Source organism: Pelagimonas sp. (genome assembly GCF_050633425.1).
Taxonomy (GTDB): Bacteria; Pseudomonadota; Alphaproteobacteria; order Rhodobacterales; family Rhodobacteraceae; genus Pelagimonas.
The window spans coordinates 1-17,463 of the sequence record NZ_JBOEGM010000035.1 but is presented as its reverse complement, the minus strand read 5'-3'; the positions used below and the strand labels follow the sequence as shown (position 1 = coordinate 17,463).

Here is a 17,463-nt window from a genome sequence, read left to right as displayed (position 1 = left end):
AATCGGGGCAAACGACGATTAGGAGACGGTTGTGTTTTCAGATCCAAAACGGACACGGTCCCACCACCCATCGGACCAAGCAAAAGCCCATAAGGCGCGTGAAAAACGCGCACACCACCCCGATTTGTCCAAGCTGCAGGGCTGGAAATCAATGCAGCAAGAGGCCGATATTCCCGAAGGCCGCGCCGATGAAGAACGCCGCTGGGCCTTGCGCATGGGCTTGACCGGTGCGGATGCGATTGAGGACAAATCCATCCCGACCTTTGCGCGCGGTGAACTGCCGCATTTCGCGGGCATCAACACCTTCCTCAAAGCGCCCTATGCCGAGGATGTGTTGGAGGTGGCCAATTACGACGCCACGGTGATGGGCATTCCGTTTGATGGGGGCACGACCTATCGCCCCGGCACGCGTTTTGGCCCGCAAGGCCTTCGCAAGATCTCTGCGCTCTATACGCCGTATAACTACGAATTGGGTGTCGATCTGCGCGAACAGATGACGCTCTGTGATGCGGGGGATGTGTTTACAATACCGGCCAATATCGAAAAGTCTTTCGATCAAATCAGCCGTGGTGTCAGCCATGTATTTTCCTCGGGATCGTTGCCGATCATGATCGGCGGCGACCATTCCATCGGCTTTCCGTGTGTACGCGGCATCGCCGAATGCACGTCCAAGAAAATCGGCATCGTGCATTTTGATCGCCACGCAGACATCCAAGAAAAAGACTTGGATGAGCGGATGCACACGACGCCGTGGTTCCATTCCACCAACCTGCCCAATGTGCCTGCGACCAATTTGGTTCAGATCGGTATCGGCGGCTGGCAAGTCCCGCGCGAGGCGGTCAAGGTCGCCCGCGAGCGCAACACAAATATCATCACCATGGGCGACATGGAGAAGATGGGCATCGACAAGACCATTGAAATGGCTTTGGAAATGGCGTGGAAAGACGTCGATATGGTCTATCTGTCCTTTGACATCGACAGCATCGATTGCGGTTTTGTTCCTGGCACAGGCTGGCCTGAACCCGGTGGATTTTTGCCACGTGAAGCGCTTGCTTTGGCCTCTGGCATCGCGGCCGAGGGCATCTGTGGCATGGAATTGGTTGAGGTTTCTCCGCCCTATGACACCTCTGATATCACTGCTTTGATGGGCACGCGCGTGATTGTGGATGTGTTGGGGGCTTTGGTCTCCAACAACAAACTGGGGGCGCACAAGCGTCATATCGATAAACCCGTTGCCCTGCCGCATGGCGAGTTTTCTGGCAAGCGCTGGTCCAACGCTGGCCCGCATAAGGTAGGCCCGTAATGCCGCACGACCATTCGCACCACTCTCATGATCATGACGCACATGGTCACCACCACCATCACGATCACGCCCCTCATGGGGCGGGTCACAATCATGCCCACGCGGACCACATGCATTCGCATATGCACGAACAAGATGAGGCCGCCGATCTGCAAGTTTTGGCCGTGCAATTCATTGACGGCTATCTGCAAGCCAAGGACAAAGCGAGCTATCTCAAGCTGGCAGGCGTGCCCTTTGAACGCGCCTCAAGTACGGGGCCAAAGGCGCTCAAGCTCATCGACGTGGAATTGAAAACCGAATGGCAAGTGGGCACAGCCTCGCCGTCTTTCGGATCACGCGAGTTGAGCTATCTGCCATTCCCCGGTGAAATGGTCTCAGAACGCACCAATATGTCGCTGATCTATGTCTCGATGGAAGAAAAATCAGTCTTGGATATCCGCGACTTTCTACTGACACGTAAAAAGGAAATCGAAACATGAAAACACTGACATTCACAGCAGTTTCAGCGCTCATAGCCACGCCCGCTTTGGCACACGGTGGCGCCCATCTGCACCCGCATGGGGTTGAACCCATGGTCGCCGGATTGGCGATTCTCTCGGTTGCCCTGCTCATCTTTGCATTGCGAAGATAACAAATATTGGCCGCCATGCCTTCTCATGTGGCGGCCAATCACAATAGCAATCCTTCATGTTTGGCAAAGCTAACTGCAGCTCAACCTCCCGACCAGCAGATGCTGCACAAGCAAATGCCGGGACAAGACGGGTTTGCTTTGGGCTTACACCGGTCAACACGGGCCAAAGTGAACGGACCGGGGCGACATCACGAGCCAGGCAAACTTTCAATACGCAGAAATTGTTGACGTTAGACAACGCATCCAAGATGTTCCATGACTCAGAAATGTATGAGATCAGTCAGCAACTTCTTTCTCAAAGATTACGCAATCGCGTGATTGAGCTTCTGGACTTGTATTGCTCTTTTGATGATCTTGCACGGCTTGGTGCATTTGAGGCGATTAATATGGTCGATGATTGGTTGCCCCTTGACTATGACAAAGCTCCCAACGTTTTCATTGAGAAAGAAAAGAAGGCAATCGCCGAGTTTATCCATTTCTTTGAAGAAGCCTCTAACGCTACCGACGAAGACACTTGGGATGTCAACTGGTTTAGGTCGTCAAACGAGTGGGTACGCTTGTGTGCTTTTGCAAAGAATACTCTGACCATACTGCTTGAGCGAGGGCGCTTCTCAGAGGACGTAGAAGAAATCTCATTGACCTAGCGATGCTAGCTCCGGGTTCAGATCCGACATCTGACAACATTGGTCGCTAAACACATTGAAATTCACGCGCGAAGGACAGCAGCGCGAACAAAGCGGATTTTGAGGGCACTAACTTACGTTCTGTCGGTGTCCGAAGCAGCAATCCCAAATACTTGCCTGGTACGTTTGTTGTAGACTGAAAAAACAAAAGCACCCTACCATTCAGTGACCGCCTCGAGCCATGGATCGGCAGTTAAAATTTCTTCCTATTGCCAGCTTAGAATCCGACATTGATTTTGGCCTGCCCCCCGAGCCCTTCCTTCATAGCGAGAGTCTGCGGGTCTGGTTTTCAAGTGCTCGTCGTCAGTTTGGGTAAGCGCGCCGGGCGCGGAGCCCTCAAATTGCTCAAGCGTCCGGCGCGTTTGTGTGGGCGTTTGATTTCCGAGCGATTTATGCGGTCTGACGTTGTTGTAATCGTATCGGCAAAGTGCCAGCTTTCGACGGGCGTAATCCAGGCTGTCGAACATCTCCGCGTTCAGCAGCTCGTCCCGTGTCATCGGAGGCATCAAAGAGGTGCTCCCCGGGGCCCAATTTCGATCAGCCGACAAGTTCGAAGCGGTGCTAAATCGGTCCGTCTGACATTGCAATCCCAGGCTCTTGCAAACAGCCCTAGGCAATCAGACACCAGTGCAGATCAGGCAGGGTAAGTATTAATGCAAACCAGAGTCGTCTGAGAAAAAGCCAGTCTGTTTGCAGAGGTATCACATATCATATGCCACCGTGTGAGCTGTCATTCCCCTATTGCGCTGCGACCCAACCGAGCGGCTGATTGTAAGGCTTCAAATGCGCGGTAACGCTGCGAGTGCGCCTGTTCAATGCGCCCGGTTGCAGGTGTATAAATACGCCCAAGCGACGACATTTCGGTCATGGCTGTGGCGACATCGGTCTTCACCCCTGACGCCACAGCCCCCAACATGGCAGCCCCCAATAGAACAGGCTCGGCTGCGCTGGGTTCTGCAAATGGGATACCGGCGGCATCCGCCAATAGCTGTTTGACGATCGGATGCTCGCCCGCCCCCCCGCTGATCACAACTATTTTTGGATCAACACCATTGGCCGCCTGTACCGTTAGAATTTGTCGGAGCCCGTAGCCAAGCCCCGTGATACCGGCAATGTAGAGCCCAATGAGGCTTTGCACGCTCACATCTGCATCCAACCCCGATATGACCGCCTTGGCATTTGGATCGGCGAAAGGCGCACGATTGCCCAAGAATTCAGGCACCACGATCTTATCTTTGGCCAACACCACAGCGTCGGAGGGGTGATCAACAAGATCGGCAATGTAATTGAGCAGGTATGTCAGCAAAGACTGTCCCGCGCCCTTTGCAAGTTGTGACGTCTGTGCATAGGCGGGATGGTGTTTTACCAGTTGCACGATGGCCTCTCCGGCCGCAGATTGCCCGCCCTCGCTCAGCCATAAACCCGGAACCATCGCCGAGTAATATGGCCCCCAAACTCCGGGCACAAATGCCTCGTCTTGTGACGATGACATGGTGCAGGCGGAAGTCCCGAACACATAGGCCATGCGATCTTGCGCGCCTTGCACCGTTTGTCCGCCCTGAGCGGGCCCATTGGCCCCGACGGTCGCCAAGCCACCGGCATGGGCATCAATCAAACCCGCGCCCACTGGCGTTCCGACAGTCAGGCCAAGGTCGTTTGCCGCTTGAGCCGTAAGGCCAGATCCCAACGCCGTCCCTGCATCAACGATATTTGTGCCAATCCGTGCAAAACCATCATCCGCCAGATCGCTGAGACCAATCGCATGGAAGTAACTTTCATCCCAGGACTTTTCGTGGGCCATATAAGTCCACTTGCAGGTGACAGTGCACACGGACCGCGCAAGATCATCCGTCGCGCGCCACGTCAGATAGTCGGTCAGGTCAAAAAACTGCCCTGCTGCGGTGTAACTCTCTGGCAGGTTTTCTTTTAGCCAAAGCAGTTTCGGCGTCTCCATCTCAGGGGAAATCGTGCCCCCGACATAATTCAACACCCTGTGTTTTGTCTCATTGATCCGGGTGGCTTGTGCGGTGGCGCGATGATCCATCCAGACAATCACATTCCGCGCATTGTCCCCGGACGGGCTTACCGAAATTGGCTGAAATGTCTTATCCAAGGCCACGAGTGAACAGGTCGCGTCAAACCCAATACCTTTGACAGCATCCGCCGTGACGCCACTTTCGGCCAAAGCCTCTTGGACTGCCGCGCAAATGGCACCCCATATGTTGTCACTGGATTGTTCAACGATATGGCCCGCGTCTTTGTAAATCGTGATTTCGCGCTTGGCCGTGCCCAGCATCGCGCCGGTTTCGTCAAAGAGACCGGCGCGTGCACTACCGGTGCCAACGTCGATCCCGATGAAACAAGTCGAATGGGCCATGCTACAGATCCACGCTATTGGGCAATATTACCAGATCACGGATTGTGACATTGCGGGGGCGCGTCAGCATGAAAAGCACGCAATCAGCAACCTCTTGTGGCTGCATCAAACTGCCATTTGCCAAGGCCTCGTCCATTTTCTCTTTGGGCCAGTCATCCAGCAATGCTGTGACAACCGGCCCTGGGAGAATTGCTCCGACCCGGACGCCATCAGTGGCCACTTGCCGGCGAACCGTGTGGGTAAAGGCCTGAATGGCGTGTTTCGATGCGGTGTAGATTGGCTCCCATATTACGGGAACAACGCCTGCGATCGAACTGGTCATGATGATATCACCGGATTTCTGCGCAACCATATGCGGCAACACCGCATGGACCGCCCGAAAGGTTGCGTTGATGTTGAGGTTCAACATCCGATCCCATTCATCCGGATCGCCCTCGACCAAAGCCCCCCCAACGTATCCCCCGGCATTGGCATGGAACACATCCAGCCCGCCCAATTGATCAAGGATTTTGGGGACCATTTCGGAAACGCTCGTTGGATCGAGAAGATCAGTGACAATGGCATGTGCGCCTGCGCCGAGATCATCGCAAATGCTGCGCAATTTGTCTTCGGCATGATCGACAAGGGCGACTTTCGCCCCTGCCCCGATCAGTGTTTTGGCACATTCCAGACCTATGCCAGACGCTGCACCGGTTATAACTACACATTTGTTTTGCATGGACTTGGACATGTCGTTTCCTTAGGCGCGGCCATGGCTGGCACGAGACCGGCGGGCCAAACTATCGACGATCACGGCAAGGGCAAGAACCGCACCTGTGATCATATAGCGAAGTGAAGAACTGAGGTTCAGAAGGGTCAGACCGTTGGATATGGCCATGATCACAATCACCCCCAACAGGGCGGACCACGCCGTTCCTCGGCCGCCAAACAGCGACGTGCCACCAATGACTGCCGCGGCAATCGCGTTTAGGTTTACATCACCTGTACCTGCTTGCTGACTGGCTGAGGCCAATCGTGCGGCGGCAAACACCCCGCCCAGAGCTGCGAGTGTCGAACATACCACAAAGGCAGACATTCGAATGCGGTTGACGTTGATACCGGATCGGCGCGCGGCTTCTGCATTGCCACCCACGGCAAACATGGACCGCCCCCATTTCGTCCGTGTCAGCCCATAATCCAAGACAACAACAAAAGAGACAAACACACCAAACATCCAAGGAACGCCGCGACCTTGTTCAAGATAAAATACTGCGAAGACCAGAGCCGCTGTTAGGATCACAGCCTTGGCCATTGCCGCGCTGAGACCGCTGGACGAAAGGCCCGCCTCAACGCGTTGCCCGTTGGCGCGGGCGGTCCCAAATATGATCAAGGCACCGGGAATAACGGCGACAAGGTAGGACAGCCAGGCGGGCATAATGAGAATTTGGCCAAACCGGACCAATGGTGACGAGAATGGCATATTGATCGAGCCAGTCGGCCCAAGAATATAGAGTTGAAGACCTAGCAACGCCAGAAGACCAGCAAGGGTCGCGACAAAACTCGGCATTTCAAATTGATTGCGCAGGAACCCAAAGAGAGCACCGACAAGCGCACCTGTCAAAGCAACGGCCAGGATAGTGAGCGACAAAGGCACCTCGGAATTAACCCACAAAACCCCCGTCATCGCAGATGCAAGCCCGCTCATGGAACCGATGGACAGGTCGATCTCTCCGAGGAGCAGAACACAGACGACACCGAGCGCGATAAGGCCCACTGCGGCGGCGTCAAACAGCAGGTTCACAAGGTTATTTGGGGCCAGAAACACCGGATTCAGGCTGCTGAAGACAACCGAGATGAGCAAGAGGCCGACGAAGACCGGCAACATGCCCAAATCGCCGGATCGCACCTGATCCACGAACCCACGCGCCGCCCCTATAAGGCCAGTGTCGTGCCTGACGCGGCTATCTGCCCGATCAAGCTGAGGTTTATTTGTGTCGTGTGTCATTGAGTGTCGCCCACTTTTGCGAGTTTGCGCTCCGCACGACGGGACACAGCGTTTTCGCTGGCACCGGTGATTGCTGAAACGAGGTCTTGATGTGAAGTATCGGCATCAAAGGTGCCGTTGTTTTTGCCCAATCGCAGGACAACGATACGGTCTGCCACAGCGCGCACGTCTTCCATATTGTGCGAAATCAAGATGACACCGTGGCCGCGATCCCGCACACGCTCAATAAGGTTTAAAACCTCAGCTGTTTGGGCAACGCCAAGGGCCGCTGTTGGTTCATCCAACATGATAATTTTAGGGTCGAGCAAAAGCGACCGCGCAATCGCAACGGTTTGACGCTGCCCCCCCGAAAGGGATGCGATGGGTTCGCGAACAGATGGAATTCGTGCCGCGAGCTCTTGCAACAAGGTCCAAGCGCGCACCTCCATTTGGACTTCATCCAAACGCCAAGGCGAAAGTTCGTGACCCAGAAAAAGGTTCGACACAACGTCGAGGTTCTCACATAGGGCAAGATCCTGAAACACCGTAGCAATGCCCATCTCCAAGGCTTTGCCTGGGGTGTCCAAAGTCACCTGTTCACCGAGATATTCGATGGTCCCCGATGTGGGTTGGTGCACGCCCGCAAGCACCTTGATCAAGGTCGATTTGCCCGCGCCATTGTCACCAACAAGGGCGACAACTTCGCCCGCGTGAACATCTAATGCAATATCCTCAAGAGCCGTCACAGCACCAAATTGTTTTCCGATCCCTTGCAACCGCAAGATAGGATCCCGCGCATCTCTATGCGTGTTTCCCTGTGTCATGACGTCCTCCTCTTCGCCACATTGGTGTGCGGTGCCTGCAATCAGGCACCGCACCGTGTCACTTACTTAATGCCAAGTGCGGCACAGGCGTCTGCGTATTCTGCGGTGCAGACTTTTTCAGCAGTTTGGATGCCGGCATCAAAGATCAGCTCTTTGATGTTTTCTTGGGTCACAACGGCCGGCACAAACAGCTGCGAAGGCGTGTTGTAGAGTTCGGTTGTGGCGTTGGGCGTCTCGCCTTTGAGCAACTGAACAGCAACTTCCGCAGCGGCGGCAGCGACAATCTGCGATGGCTTGGAGATTGTGTTGTACTGGTCGCCAGCAATGATCAATTGCAGTGCCGCGATGGTAGCATCGTTGCCTGTGACAGGTGGGAGCGGATCCGCGCCAGACGCTTTGAGTGCCGCAATCGCGCCACCGCCAGTGCCGTCATTGGCAGCAACGATACCCATGATGTCGCCACCAAAACGTGTGATCTGACCTGCGGCCCATTCCTGAGCCTTTGGCGGAGCCCAATCAGGTGTGTCGAACTCCGAAAGCGTCACATAGGGAGACGCGTCAAGCGCACGGTCGATACCGTCGCGGATCAAACCAGCCGCCGCATCTGTGGGAGAGCCATTGATTTGCAGAACCCCAGCGCCATCGGGAACACCTGTCGCTTGCAGATGATCGACCAAAGACTGAGCAATCGCGTACCCAATTCCTTCATTGTCAAAAGAGACATAGAAGTCAGCCACTTTGTCCGGGATTGGACGATCATATGCGATCACTTTGACGCCTTGGGAATGCGCGATTTCAACCAGACCAGCCGCCGCCGCAGAGTCGACGGGGTCAAGCACGATGACGGATGCGCCCTGTGCGATCACGGAGTTGAACTGCTGTTGTTGCAGGGCGACGTCGGCATTGCCGTTTTGATAGATCAACTCACAGTCGGAGCACAAACCCGCCATCGCGTCTTGAAAACCAGGCCAATCCGCCTCTTCATACCGTGTCGACGCTTGGTCGGGCATCAAGAATGCCACTGTGTCAGCCATCGCAGTCGATGCGCATAGTGTGGCGACAAGCGTAGACGCCGCCGCAGCTTTGAAAAAGTTAGTCATAGTTTCCTCCAAGTTTTTTTGGTTCAGTTGAACCCCTTTGATGCGGCCTTAGACACATCCCTCCCGTTCACAGACGAAGCCGTGCCGAAATTCTTAAAAATCTGGTGACGACGCCTTTCGGCGCTTAGCTGCGCAGTGCAGCCGGTTTGGTTAGTTCATCACGACATATGCTCATCGCCATTGCGGCGCTGCCCGTGCTTATGTCGTTCTGAGTTAACGCGATCATTTTGGGGGGGCGTCGGTTTGCCCGGTAATGAAGCTCTTGACGGAATCTCTGGCAACCAGCCCACATTCATGGACCCGATTGACGATGGGCGACGTGTCACCGCCAATGCGTTTCCTCAACAGCTCCCATGCGGATGTTGCGATGTCTTCGACGGGCTGCTTGATCACCGTGATGCCGGTGCGGCGTGCCTGCATCCACGCATAGTCATCAAATCCAACAACGGAAATCTTGTCGGGCAATTCGAACTTGCGATCCGCGATGCATGACAATGCCGCAAGCGTCGTCATGTCATTGGTCGCGACAATAGCAGACGGCAGCGGATGCACATCCATCCATGCGGCCAAGGTCGCTGCGCCAATTTGCGGATCGGACCCCAGTTCAAGGAAATCAACCGTACCGCCAACCCGTTGAATTTGCGCCTCAACGCCCTCTGCCCGTTCTCGGATCGGTGCAATTTCAAGATCAGACGCAGCAACAAGGACGCAGGTGTGCCCTTTGTCGGTCAGATGCTTTGCCGCGATCATACCTGCTCCGACGTTGTCGATCGTGACAGTGTCCGCGACATCAAATTCGGAAATACGATCAAGAAAGACGCAGGGCGTGTCATGTTCCGTCTTAAGGCGATCCGGCACTTTGTCTGTGCACGGAATGACAATCACCCCCGCAGGCTGCCATGCCATCAAAGCGTCAAGCCGCCCTGCCTCAGTGACAACGTTGTCATTGGAATTTCCAACAATGATCTCATACCCATCATCGGTAGCCAGATGTTCTATCTCGGTGATGATTGATGTGAAAAATGGGTCTGACAAATCGGGAACCAAAACCGAAACGACACTATTACGACCAGAGCGAAGCAAAGACGCCGCTTTGTTGACTTGATACCCAAGCCGGGCCGCGACGCTTTTCACCTTCGCGGCCAAATCGTCATTCACCGGTTTCTTGCCGCTAAAAACGTTCGAAACAGTCGCGGTTGATACGCCCGCTTCTTTCGCGACGTCCTTGATGGACACCCTATGGCTCATCGTTAGTCTCCCCCCTCAAACGCTGTTAAACGTTTTATAGTTAATCGTTTAACTTACGGTTTGAAGTTGAGTCAATAGCAATGTTGGCGAATACCTTCTGCACTATTTTCAGAGGAATGCCCCCAACCTAACGATCAAATTGCAGACGCTCCTGTTCCGCGACAAAGTGCATCGGCCACGTCAAAAGCGCGATCAGCTTGGTTCGGATCTTGTCAGAACGCGCGCCTTTTTTTGGTGGCGTTTTTTTTCCACTCTACGGCCTCACAAATGGGAACCTCTCGCACGGGCCGATCATCCTTGGCCCAAAGGATCATTCTTGGCCCAAAGAAAGACACTGTCCTTCTAACGCGCGATTTCGCCATGGTGAGTGCCCTGATGACTGAACGCTGAACGCGCCTTTATACCCGGCTGGCACGCATGAAAAAGGGCGTGGTCAGGGCCAGATCGCAAAGCGCCCGTCATAGAAAATGCATGGCTCGAAACTTTTTCTCCTTTGCCGTGAATAATCCGACGTGACCATGCGTAACCCTTGTGCAGACGGTCACGCAGCCCCGCGTTACCCCCCCGAACCCAACCCACACAGGCAAAACCTGTGTAACATATTGCAAGGAAAGGAATTTGCAAATGACGAGCCCATACAAAACAGTCGGCGACCGCGTGGCCCGCGCCACGGAACAGAACTTCCCCAGCCAAGGCAAATACGAGTGGGTGGAATCCAAATCCGACATGTATATTGAGAAGCAGGATTTGGTCTTCGGCGATGTCTTCCCCGGCGAAATCAACCCGATCACAGTGGCAAGATCGGAATTCATCAACAGCACCTCCGCCCAGCACTTTCAGGAATTCGTTGTCGAAGAAACGACAACCGAAACCTATTCCTGGAGCGTCGAAAACGCGCTGAGCGTCAACACTGAGTTCGAGGCCGACGTTCCCTTTGTCGGAGGTACCAAGACCTCCATATCGTTGAGCACCAAAAGCACCTCAACCCAGACCGAAACAGAATCCCGCAGTTGGAGCTATCAGAGCACGATCTTCGTGCCCCCCCACCGCAAAATCATCACCTCGTTTATCGTTAACGAAGCAACCTATCGCGTCCCGTTCAAAGCCATGGTGACAGTGCGCGGCAGGGTCTATGTGCGGTCCCCATCCGCCAACCGCTATGTGAATGAGCAGATCAGCGATCTGATCAACAAATTGGGTTGGCATCCCACAACCTTCGATGTGTCGACCAACGGCACGATGGACGCCGTTGTCGGGCAAAATTTCATAGTGACCGCCGATGAATATGAACTCGACGGGACGCTGGTTGCCAAAGGCCGCATTATCGCGCGCGGCTCTTGGGACGAAAACGGCTTGGTGGTCCGCGAATTCCAGACCCAGCCGGAACCTAAGCCTGAGCCCGCATAAGCGGCCTGACTGCGGGGACACCGCGCCGACGGCATCCTCGCAATGCTTTCGCCTTCCTCTTGCTGTTTGGCGTCGCGTTAACCGGAAGGAATAATCGCAAGAAATGGCTGAGTTGTTTGTTGCAGGCGGTGATTGGGCATCGAGCACGCACAGGCAACCCGTCCACAATAGCGTTGGTCGACAGGCTTTAAACCAAGCCAGACGTTGATCAAACATGCGGCCTGCTTCTGGTCTGGAGCCATTCAAACCGATGCTTTGCAACGCCCGAATGTCTGCGGTGCGTGACTGAGGGCGTATTCGTTACCAAACAGATCAACCGGGCCTGAGGTCCGTAAACTTGTCCATGGCCGCATTCGAAAATGCGACCCCGGATTGCCTGCATTCTTTGAGAGGAGCCACTGATATGAACGAGGACCGACTGAAATGAACATTCTTTTCATCATGTACGACCAACTGCGCTTTGATTACCTCAGCTGCGCAGGCCATCCCCATCTGCACACTCCGAACTTTGACAGAGTTGCCGAGATGGGCCTGCGCTTTACCAATGCCTATGTACAATCGCCCATTTGCGGATCCAGCCGCATGTCTTATTACACCGGGCGTTACCCATCCAGCCACGGGGCGCAGTGGAACAACTTTCCGCTGCGTGTGGGGGAGCTGACACTGGGTGATCACCTGCGCCGCGAAGGCATGGACTGCTGGTTGATTGGCAAAACCCATATGGAAGCCGACGTCGAAGGGATGAGCCGACTGGGCCTGGACCCCGACAGCGTGATTGGCGCACGTCAGGCTGAATGTGGATTTGACATCTACATCCGTGATGACGGTCTTTGGGCCGAAGGGATCGCGGGGCCATATGATGAAAGTCGGTCCCCCTATAACGAATACCTCAAAGAAAAGGGCTATTCGGAAAGCGACAACCCCTGGGCCGACCATGCCAATGCAGGCGTGAAAGACGGCAACCAGATCGCCTCTGGCTGGATGTATGAGAACGCCGACAGGCCAGCCCACATCCACGAAGAGGATTCCGAGACAGCATGGCTGACCAGCCGCACCATTGACTTTATGAAGCAAGCCAAAGACCCGTGGTGCGCGCATGTCAGCTATATCAAACCGCATTGGCCCTATATCGTACCGGCCCCCTATCATAATATGTTCAACGAAGAACACGTCCCCCCACCGCGCCGTCACGAGATGGAACTGGACAACACACACCCGGTCTTTAATGCCTATATGACCAACCGCGTCGGCCAGGCCTTTCAGCGCGATGAGGTCCGCCAAAAGGTGATCCCGGCCTACATGGGCCTGATCAAGCAATGCGACGACCATCTGGGGCGTATTCTGGATCATCTCGAAGAAACCGGTGAGATCAAAAACACGATGATCGTGCTCACATCTGATCACGGCGACTATCTTGGGGATCACTGGATGGGCGAGAAATCACTGTTCCATGACCAATCTGCCAAAGTGCCGATGATCATCTACGATCCGCGCCAAGACGCCGACACAACCCGAGGCCAAACCAGCGATGCCTTGGTTGAAAGTCTTGATATCGCGGCCACCTTTGTCGAGGCCGCAGGTGGCGAGGTGCCGACGCATATTCTCGAAGGTCGCTCATTGATGCCATTGCTGGCAGGTGAAAGCCCAAGCTGGCGCGAGTACCTGATCAGCGAATTTGACTATTCTGCCAGCACCGTCGGTGGCACAATGTCCGAAGCCTACGACCTAACCCCGCGCGATTGCCGCTTGTTCATGGTCTTTGATGGGCGCTTTAAGATGATGCACGCGGAAGGCGGCTTTCGGCCCATGTTGTTCGATCTCCAAAACGATCCCGATGAATATGTAGATCTGGGAAAAACAGACGACCATGCCGAAACGATTGACCGGCTCTATGGCTACCTCGCGCAATGGGGGCGGCGCATGTCGCAGCGGGTCACAAAATCTGACGAAGCGATCATCAACAAACGCGGCGCGGCCGGGCTAAAGGGGGTGTTGCCGTTCATGTACGATGGATCAGAGGTACACCCGTCTTTGATTGAGGCATATGTGGGCACCTCACCAAAGCTGCCCGACAAGTAGACGCAGAGCGATCCAATTAAAATGTAAGCGTCGCTCCAGGCTGTGAAATTCCTGGGGCGGCAGCAATTAGGGTCTGGCCCCATTCAGCCAGAGACACCAAGCACCACATTTGCGTTCGATCAAAGGGTGGCCAACCACTCCATAAGCCACTGTCAAAGTTAAGTTCATTCACTCACCCTGACACAACACATGGGCGTCAAGCCGATCTTGGCTGACAAAGTGACTTTTGTAACATCAGAATTTACGGTGCGGACGGTTTGCGCTGATGCAGCGCAACCCAGCATGACAAATACCGCGATTGTGCTGACCTATCTGCGTTTCACGGCGGTCTTCCCGGTTTTGGTTTCGGTCCATTTCCTGAGGAACATATGGGCGTTGAGTGCCGAACAAATACGCATTGGCCCTTGGGTTATTCCCGTGGGGTGCAAAAAAAATGGAATAATTTTGGTGACTGGCGCGTAAACCTTTTGAAACAGGTGAAAAGGTGCCAGCAATGAATGCGGTTGTAACGGGAGATTTGATTGACCAACGACGTTGCATCCCGGTGCATAGCGTTGCAGTAAGGACCGTGAAGTGGAGGGCGTCAGAGTTTAGCGCTCGTGATCGCGAGGGTGATGTGTCGGCTGATCTGAAAAAAGACCTGATCGTGCTTTTACCAAGGCTAAGACGGTTTGCCCGGTCCTTGACTCGTTCTGTCGTCGAGGCCGATGATCTTGTGCAAGAGGCGTGTTTGCGCGCGCTCAGTCGAGCAGATCAGTGGGACCCCTCTCAACCTTTGGACCGGTGGATGTTTCGCATTACGCGCAACCTTTGGATCAGCGAAATGCGCAAGCGTACGGTGCGTGTCGGGCAAGGGACGGTTCCTGCGGACGAAACCTCTGAGTTGTTGACTACGCAGACAGGCGAGGATTCGGTCGTGACGGCACAGTTGCAAAAGCAGATTGTATCCTTGCCTGCGGAATTATCCGCTGTGCTTCTGACCGTATCGGTCGAGGGCTATAGCTATGCAGAAGCCGCTGAGCTGTTTGATATTCCGGTGGGCACAGTGATGAGCCGGGTGCATCGGGCCCGCAAAACCTTGGCCAAAAAGATTGCAGAACCGCAAGGAGTAAGCGAATGACCCAGTACGCTGAAAAACTGAGCGCGTTCCTTGATGGCGAATTGTCAGAGGCCGAAACGCGAGAGATAGAACAGGCTCTTGAGGCCGATGTTTCACTGCAGGCAGAGCTTGAAGAGTTGATGGCGGCTGATGACGTAGCGCAGGAAGAGTTTGCGCAAGTGTTGAAGGAGCCAGTGCCATTTGAATTGGCCGCGGCCATACATAATGCGCCGACTAAGCCTGTGGCGAATGACGCAGGCATACCGTCAGCGCGTCGTTGGCTTGCAGCTGGCGCGACTGCAGTGGCGTTGCTGTTTGGTGGCGCGATCGGTTATGTTGGTGGCCTTTCCCAGAACAATCAAGTTGCGGCGGCTCCGAGTTGGTTAAAGGACATCGCAACCTATCATCGTGTGTATGCTGAGCAGGAACGCCATCTCGTTGAGGTTGGCGCAGACGAAGCCGATCATATCGAAAGCTGGCTGACAACGACGGTCGGGGCGAATGTGCGCGTGCCGGATTTGTCTACGCAAGGGCTGACCTTCCAGGGCGCGCGGCTGCTGGTTGCAGCAGGTAAACCCGTCGCACAGTTGATGTTTACGGACGCCGATGCACAGGTCGTCGCCTTGTGCTTGATGGCGACGAACACCCCGCAGCAGGGATTTGCAGAACGCGACTTTGGTGACTTTGACTTTGTGACATGGGGAGAGGGCAACGCGAATTTCGTGATCGTGGGCGATGATGGTCGCACAGATCTCCTCGAGATTGCACAGGCGGCGGCGATACAGGTCTAGACGGCTTTCCAGTAGCGATTTTGCAAGTGTAAAACGTCTACGGATTGTAAAGAGACAAAGCTGTTAGGAAACCACTCAAATACCATGGGGTATACGGTGCCCAACCGCCTGAGCTTTGTTGCATAAACCGGGATTTGAGCGAAGTCCCCTCTCACTCCGATTTGCGTAACAAAGCCGTATCACCTAGCTTAAAGGCGAGCATGAGCCGCTGATCTCACTCAAGTCCTTTGAAAAGATTTTAGCCCGCCGAGGCAGAACGGCAAAAAACCCGCTGCGCAGGAACATCGGCCAAGACTTTGTCCTGCGCGGCCTTGTTTGCTGTGATGGCTGTGGCGTGGCCATGATGTCGCCCTCATCAAAGGGGCCCTTCAAGGCACTACGACTATTTTGTTTGCCAAACAAAGACTTGCGACAGCTATGCCAAGTCCATTCCTGGCGACAAGCTCGAAAACGAAATTGGTGCCTTTGTGAAAACTTCGCAACCAAGCAAGACCCTGTTCCGTCTGGCAGCATCGACGGTGAATCACCTTGTGAACCACCATCGCCAACAAGCTGCAGATGTTTGAACTTGAAAAGCAGTTTGATCAGATTCTAGTTCGTATGTCGGACGGAAGAAACCGCAACGGGATTGCAGGTTTCGAGTCAAAAGCGCCGGATTGGAAAACGCAAAGCTATACTGGCCGAACACTCCACCAAACCGATGGCCCCTGTTCAAACGTTTGACGAAAAAAACACGCGCCGACCACCGTAAGAGACTGAAAGTAAATGAAAATGTCAAATCAAAATGCGAAGATTGACCCTGAAATGGGCCTTCGCAGACCGCATCAAGAAAAGACGAATTGAGGGACCGAGAACCCCAGAAATAGCAAACGGTTCATAGCGTTAAGGGAGTTCGAAGACCTGAAAGTCTCAAGTGGTGCACCGGAGAGGAGGAACCTAGAACCTGAGCTCGCGGAGCAGTTGCTTTCTGAGTTAGAGGATTGGGCGGAGGTTCTCAAGGGTGAGCCAGAAGTTATCCACAGGTTGGATGAGATTGCGGCTCGAGCGTGTGAGGCGGAAGAAGTCGACACTACTAATGAGCCCGCGCTCCAGATCGACTTGCCGGAGCCTGGGCTATGAGCTGGGGCGAGGCGAAGCATGCGCCTGATGTGACCGAAGGGTTTCAGGCGGCAGCACAGCACCAAAGCAAACCGTCCAAGGCGTCGCCTCGGCGGGAGATGTCGCCTTTTACGCTGCGGTTGACGCGCGAAGAGCGGGATCGGTTGGAAAAGCTGGCGGCAGGGATGACGCTCAGCGCCTATGTGCGGGCTTGTGTGTTTGCCGAAGATGCGAAGTTGCGCAAGACGCGGCCTGCGGATGCGATGGCGGATAAGAAAGCCGTGGCTGAAGTGCTGGCCTTGTTGGGGCAGTCGCGGATTGCCAGCAATCTCAATCAGCTCGCGCATCATGCCAATCTGGGCATTTTGATTGAGAGCGAGGAGACCAAGGCTCAGATTGCTGAGGCGAATGCGCATCTCTTGGCGATCCGCTCGGCTTTGATGCAGGCACTCGGAAAGCGCAGCGCGACGTGATCCTCGAAGGCAACGAGCGGGCCTTTGGGGCGGAGCTGGCGCGGCATTTGCTCAATCCGCGGGACAATGATCATGTCACCGTGCATGCGGTTGAGGGGTTTATGACACAAGACCTCGGCGAAGCATTTGCCGAGGTTGAGGCCATTGCCAGCGGAACCAAGTGCAAGAAGTATCTGTTTTCACTCTCGTTGAACCCGCCACCGCATGAGACGGTCGACGTCCCGACCTTTGAAACTGCCATCAAAGATGTCGAGGCGCGGTTAGGCCTGACAGGCCAGCCACGCGCGATTGTGTTTCATGAGAAGAACGGGCGGCGGCATGCGCATTGCGTGTGGTCCAAAATCGACGCGTCGCAAATGAAGGCAATCAACCTGTCGCATTACAAAC

Annotated in this window: 16 protein-coding genes and 1 pseudogene; 10 read left to right on the top strand and 7 right to left on the bottom strand. The window is 54.7% G+C overall.

The window, feature by feature from the left end:
- The first annotated feature begins 31 nt into the window (after nucleotides 1-31).
- From ACRBB0_RS23850 to ACRBB0_RS23835, 4 genes are read left to right on the top strand one after another with little or no spacing between them, the layout of a single operon-like run.
- Nucleotides 32-1,303, top strand: coding sequence for an agmatinase family protein (locus ACRBB0_RS23850; protein ID WP_431376984.1), 1,272 nt, complete (start codon nucleotides 32-34; stop codon nucleotides 1,301-1,303).
- Complete coding sequence (locus ACRBB0_RS23845; protein ID WP_431376983.1) at nucleotides 1,303-1,782, top strand: hypothetical protein; 480 nt, start codon at nucleotides 1,303-1,305, stop codon at nucleotides 1,780-1,782. The genes ACRBB0_RS23850 and ACRBB0_RS23845 overlap by 1 nt, the downstream gene beginning before the upstream one ends.
- Nucleotides 1,779-1,934 carry a peptidase M23 gene (locus ACRBB0_RS23840; RefSeq protein ID WP_431376982.1) on the top strand — a complete coding sequence of 52 codons (156 nt, stop codon included), beginning with the start codon at nucleotides 1,779-1,781 and terminating at the stop codon, nucleotides 1,932-1,934. The genes ACRBB0_RS23845 and ACRBB0_RS23840 overlap by 4 nt, the downstream gene beginning before the upstream one ends.
- A 56-nt stretch (nucleotides 1,935-1,990) precedes the next feature.
- Nucleotides 1,991-2,578, top strand: a complete 588-nt coding sequence (locus ACRBB0_RS23835) for a hypothetical protein (RefSeq protein WP_431376981.1) — start codon at nucleotides 1,991-1,993, stop codon at nucleotides 2,576-2,578.
- A 300-nt stretch (nucleotides 2,579-2,878) separates the two neighbouring features.
- Here ACRBB0_RS23835 and ACRBB0_RS23830 read toward each other — a convergent pair.
- From ACRBB0_RS23830 to ACRBB0_RS23800, 7 genes and pseudogenes are all read right to left on the bottom strand, one after another.
- Nucleotides 2,879-3,108, bottom strand: a pseudogene (locus ACRBB0_RS23830) (integrase core domain-containing protein); the annotation flags it as partial.
- A gap of 239 nt (nucleotides 3,109-3,347) precedes the next feature.
- Complete coding sequence (locus ACRBB0_RS23825; protein ID WP_431376980.1) at nucleotides 3,348-4,994, bottom strand: FGGY-family carbohydrate kinase; 1,647 nt, start codon at nucleotides 4,992-4,994, stop codon at nucleotides 3,348-3,350.
- 1 nt (nucleotide 4,995) lies between these two features.
- Complete coding sequence (locus tag ACRBB0_RS23820) at nucleotides 4,996-5,724, bottom strand: SDR family oxidoreductase (protein WP_431376979.1); 729 nt, start codon at nucleotides 5,722-5,724, stop codon at nucleotides 4,996-4,998.
- 9 nt (nucleotides 5,725-5,733) lie between these two features.
- Nucleotides 5,734-6,978, bottom strand: a complete 1,245-nt coding sequence (locus ACRBB0_RS23815) for a sugar ABC transporter permease (RefSeq protein WP_431376978.1) — start codon at nucleotides 6,976-6,978, stop codon at nucleotides 5,734-5,736.
- Nucleotides 6,975-7,781: an ATP-binding cassette domain-containing protein gene (locus tag ACRBB0_RS23810; protein WP_431376977.1), complete on the bottom strand. Its 807-nt coding sequence runs from the start codon at nucleotides 7,779-7,781 to the stop codon at nucleotides 6,975-6,977. Before ACRBB0_RS23810 ends, ACRBB0_RS23815 begins: the two co-directional genes overlap by 4 nt.
- Before the next feature lie 62 nt (nucleotides 7,782-7,843).
- Nucleotides 7,844-8,881, bottom strand: coding sequence for an ABC transporter substrate-binding protein (locus ACRBB0_RS23805; protein ID WP_431376976.1), 1,038 nt, complete (start codon nucleotides 8,879-8,881; stop codon nucleotides 7,844-7,846).
- Between the two features lie 222 nt (nucleotides 8,882-9,103).
- On the bottom strand, nucleotides 9,104-10,129 hold the full coding sequence (locus ACRBB0_RS23800; protein WP_431376975.1) for a LacI family DNA-binding transcriptional regulator: 1,026 nt from the start codon (nucleotides 10,127-10,129) through the stop codon (nucleotides 9,104-9,106).
- 624 nt (nucleotides 10,130-10,753) lie between these two features.
- On the opposite strand from ACRBB0_RS23800, the gene ACRBB0_RS23795 reads away from it, so the two are divergent.
- From ACRBB0_RS23795 to ACRBB0_RS23770, 6 genes are all read left to right on the top strand, one after another.
- Entirely contained in the window at nucleotides 10,754-11,536 is a 783-nt protein-coding gene (locus ACRBB0_RS23795; RefSeq protein ID WP_431376974.1) for an ETX/MTX2 family pore-forming toxin, read from the top strand.
- A gap of 423 nt (nucleotides 11,537-11,959) precedes the next feature.
- Complete coding sequence (locus tag ACRBB0_RS23790) at nucleotides 11,960-13,615, top strand: sulfatase-like hydrolase/transferase (RefSeq protein WP_431376973.1); 1,656 nt, start codon at nucleotides 11,960-11,962, stop codon at nucleotides 13,613-13,615.
- Nucleotides 13,616-14,108: 493 nt separating this feature from the next.
- Nucleotides 14,109-14,735 (top strand): RNA polymerase sigma factor, encoded by a 627-nt coding sequence (locus ACRBB0_RS23785; protein ID WP_431376972.1) that lies wholly within the window; start codon nucleotides 14,109-14,111, stop codon nucleotides 14,733-14,735.
- The gene (locus ACRBB0_RS23780; protein ID WP_431376971.1) at nucleotides 14,732-15,505 is read left to right on the top strand and encodes an anti-sigma factor family protein; all 774 of its coding nucleotides are present in this window, start codon (nucleotides 14,732-14,734) and stop codon (nucleotides 15,503-15,505) included. The genes ACRBB0_RS23785 and ACRBB0_RS23780 overlap by 4 nt, the downstream gene beginning before the upstream one ends.
- Nucleotides 15,506-16,620: 1,115 nt before the next feature.
- The gene (locus ACRBB0_RS23775) at nucleotides 16,621-17,076 is read left to right on the top strand and encodes a plasmid mobilization protein (protein ID WP_431376970.1); all 456 of its coding nucleotides are present in this window, start codon (nucleotides 16,621-16,623) and stop codon (nucleotides 17,074-17,076) included.
- Nucleotides 17,073-17,463, top strand: a 391-nt coding sequence (locus tag ACRBB0_RS23770; RefSeq protein ID WP_431376969.1) for a relaxase/mobilization nuclease domain-containing protein, incomplete at its 3' end; no start/stop codon positions are given. The genes ACRBB0_RS23775 and ACRBB0_RS23770, both read left to right, overlap by 4 nt.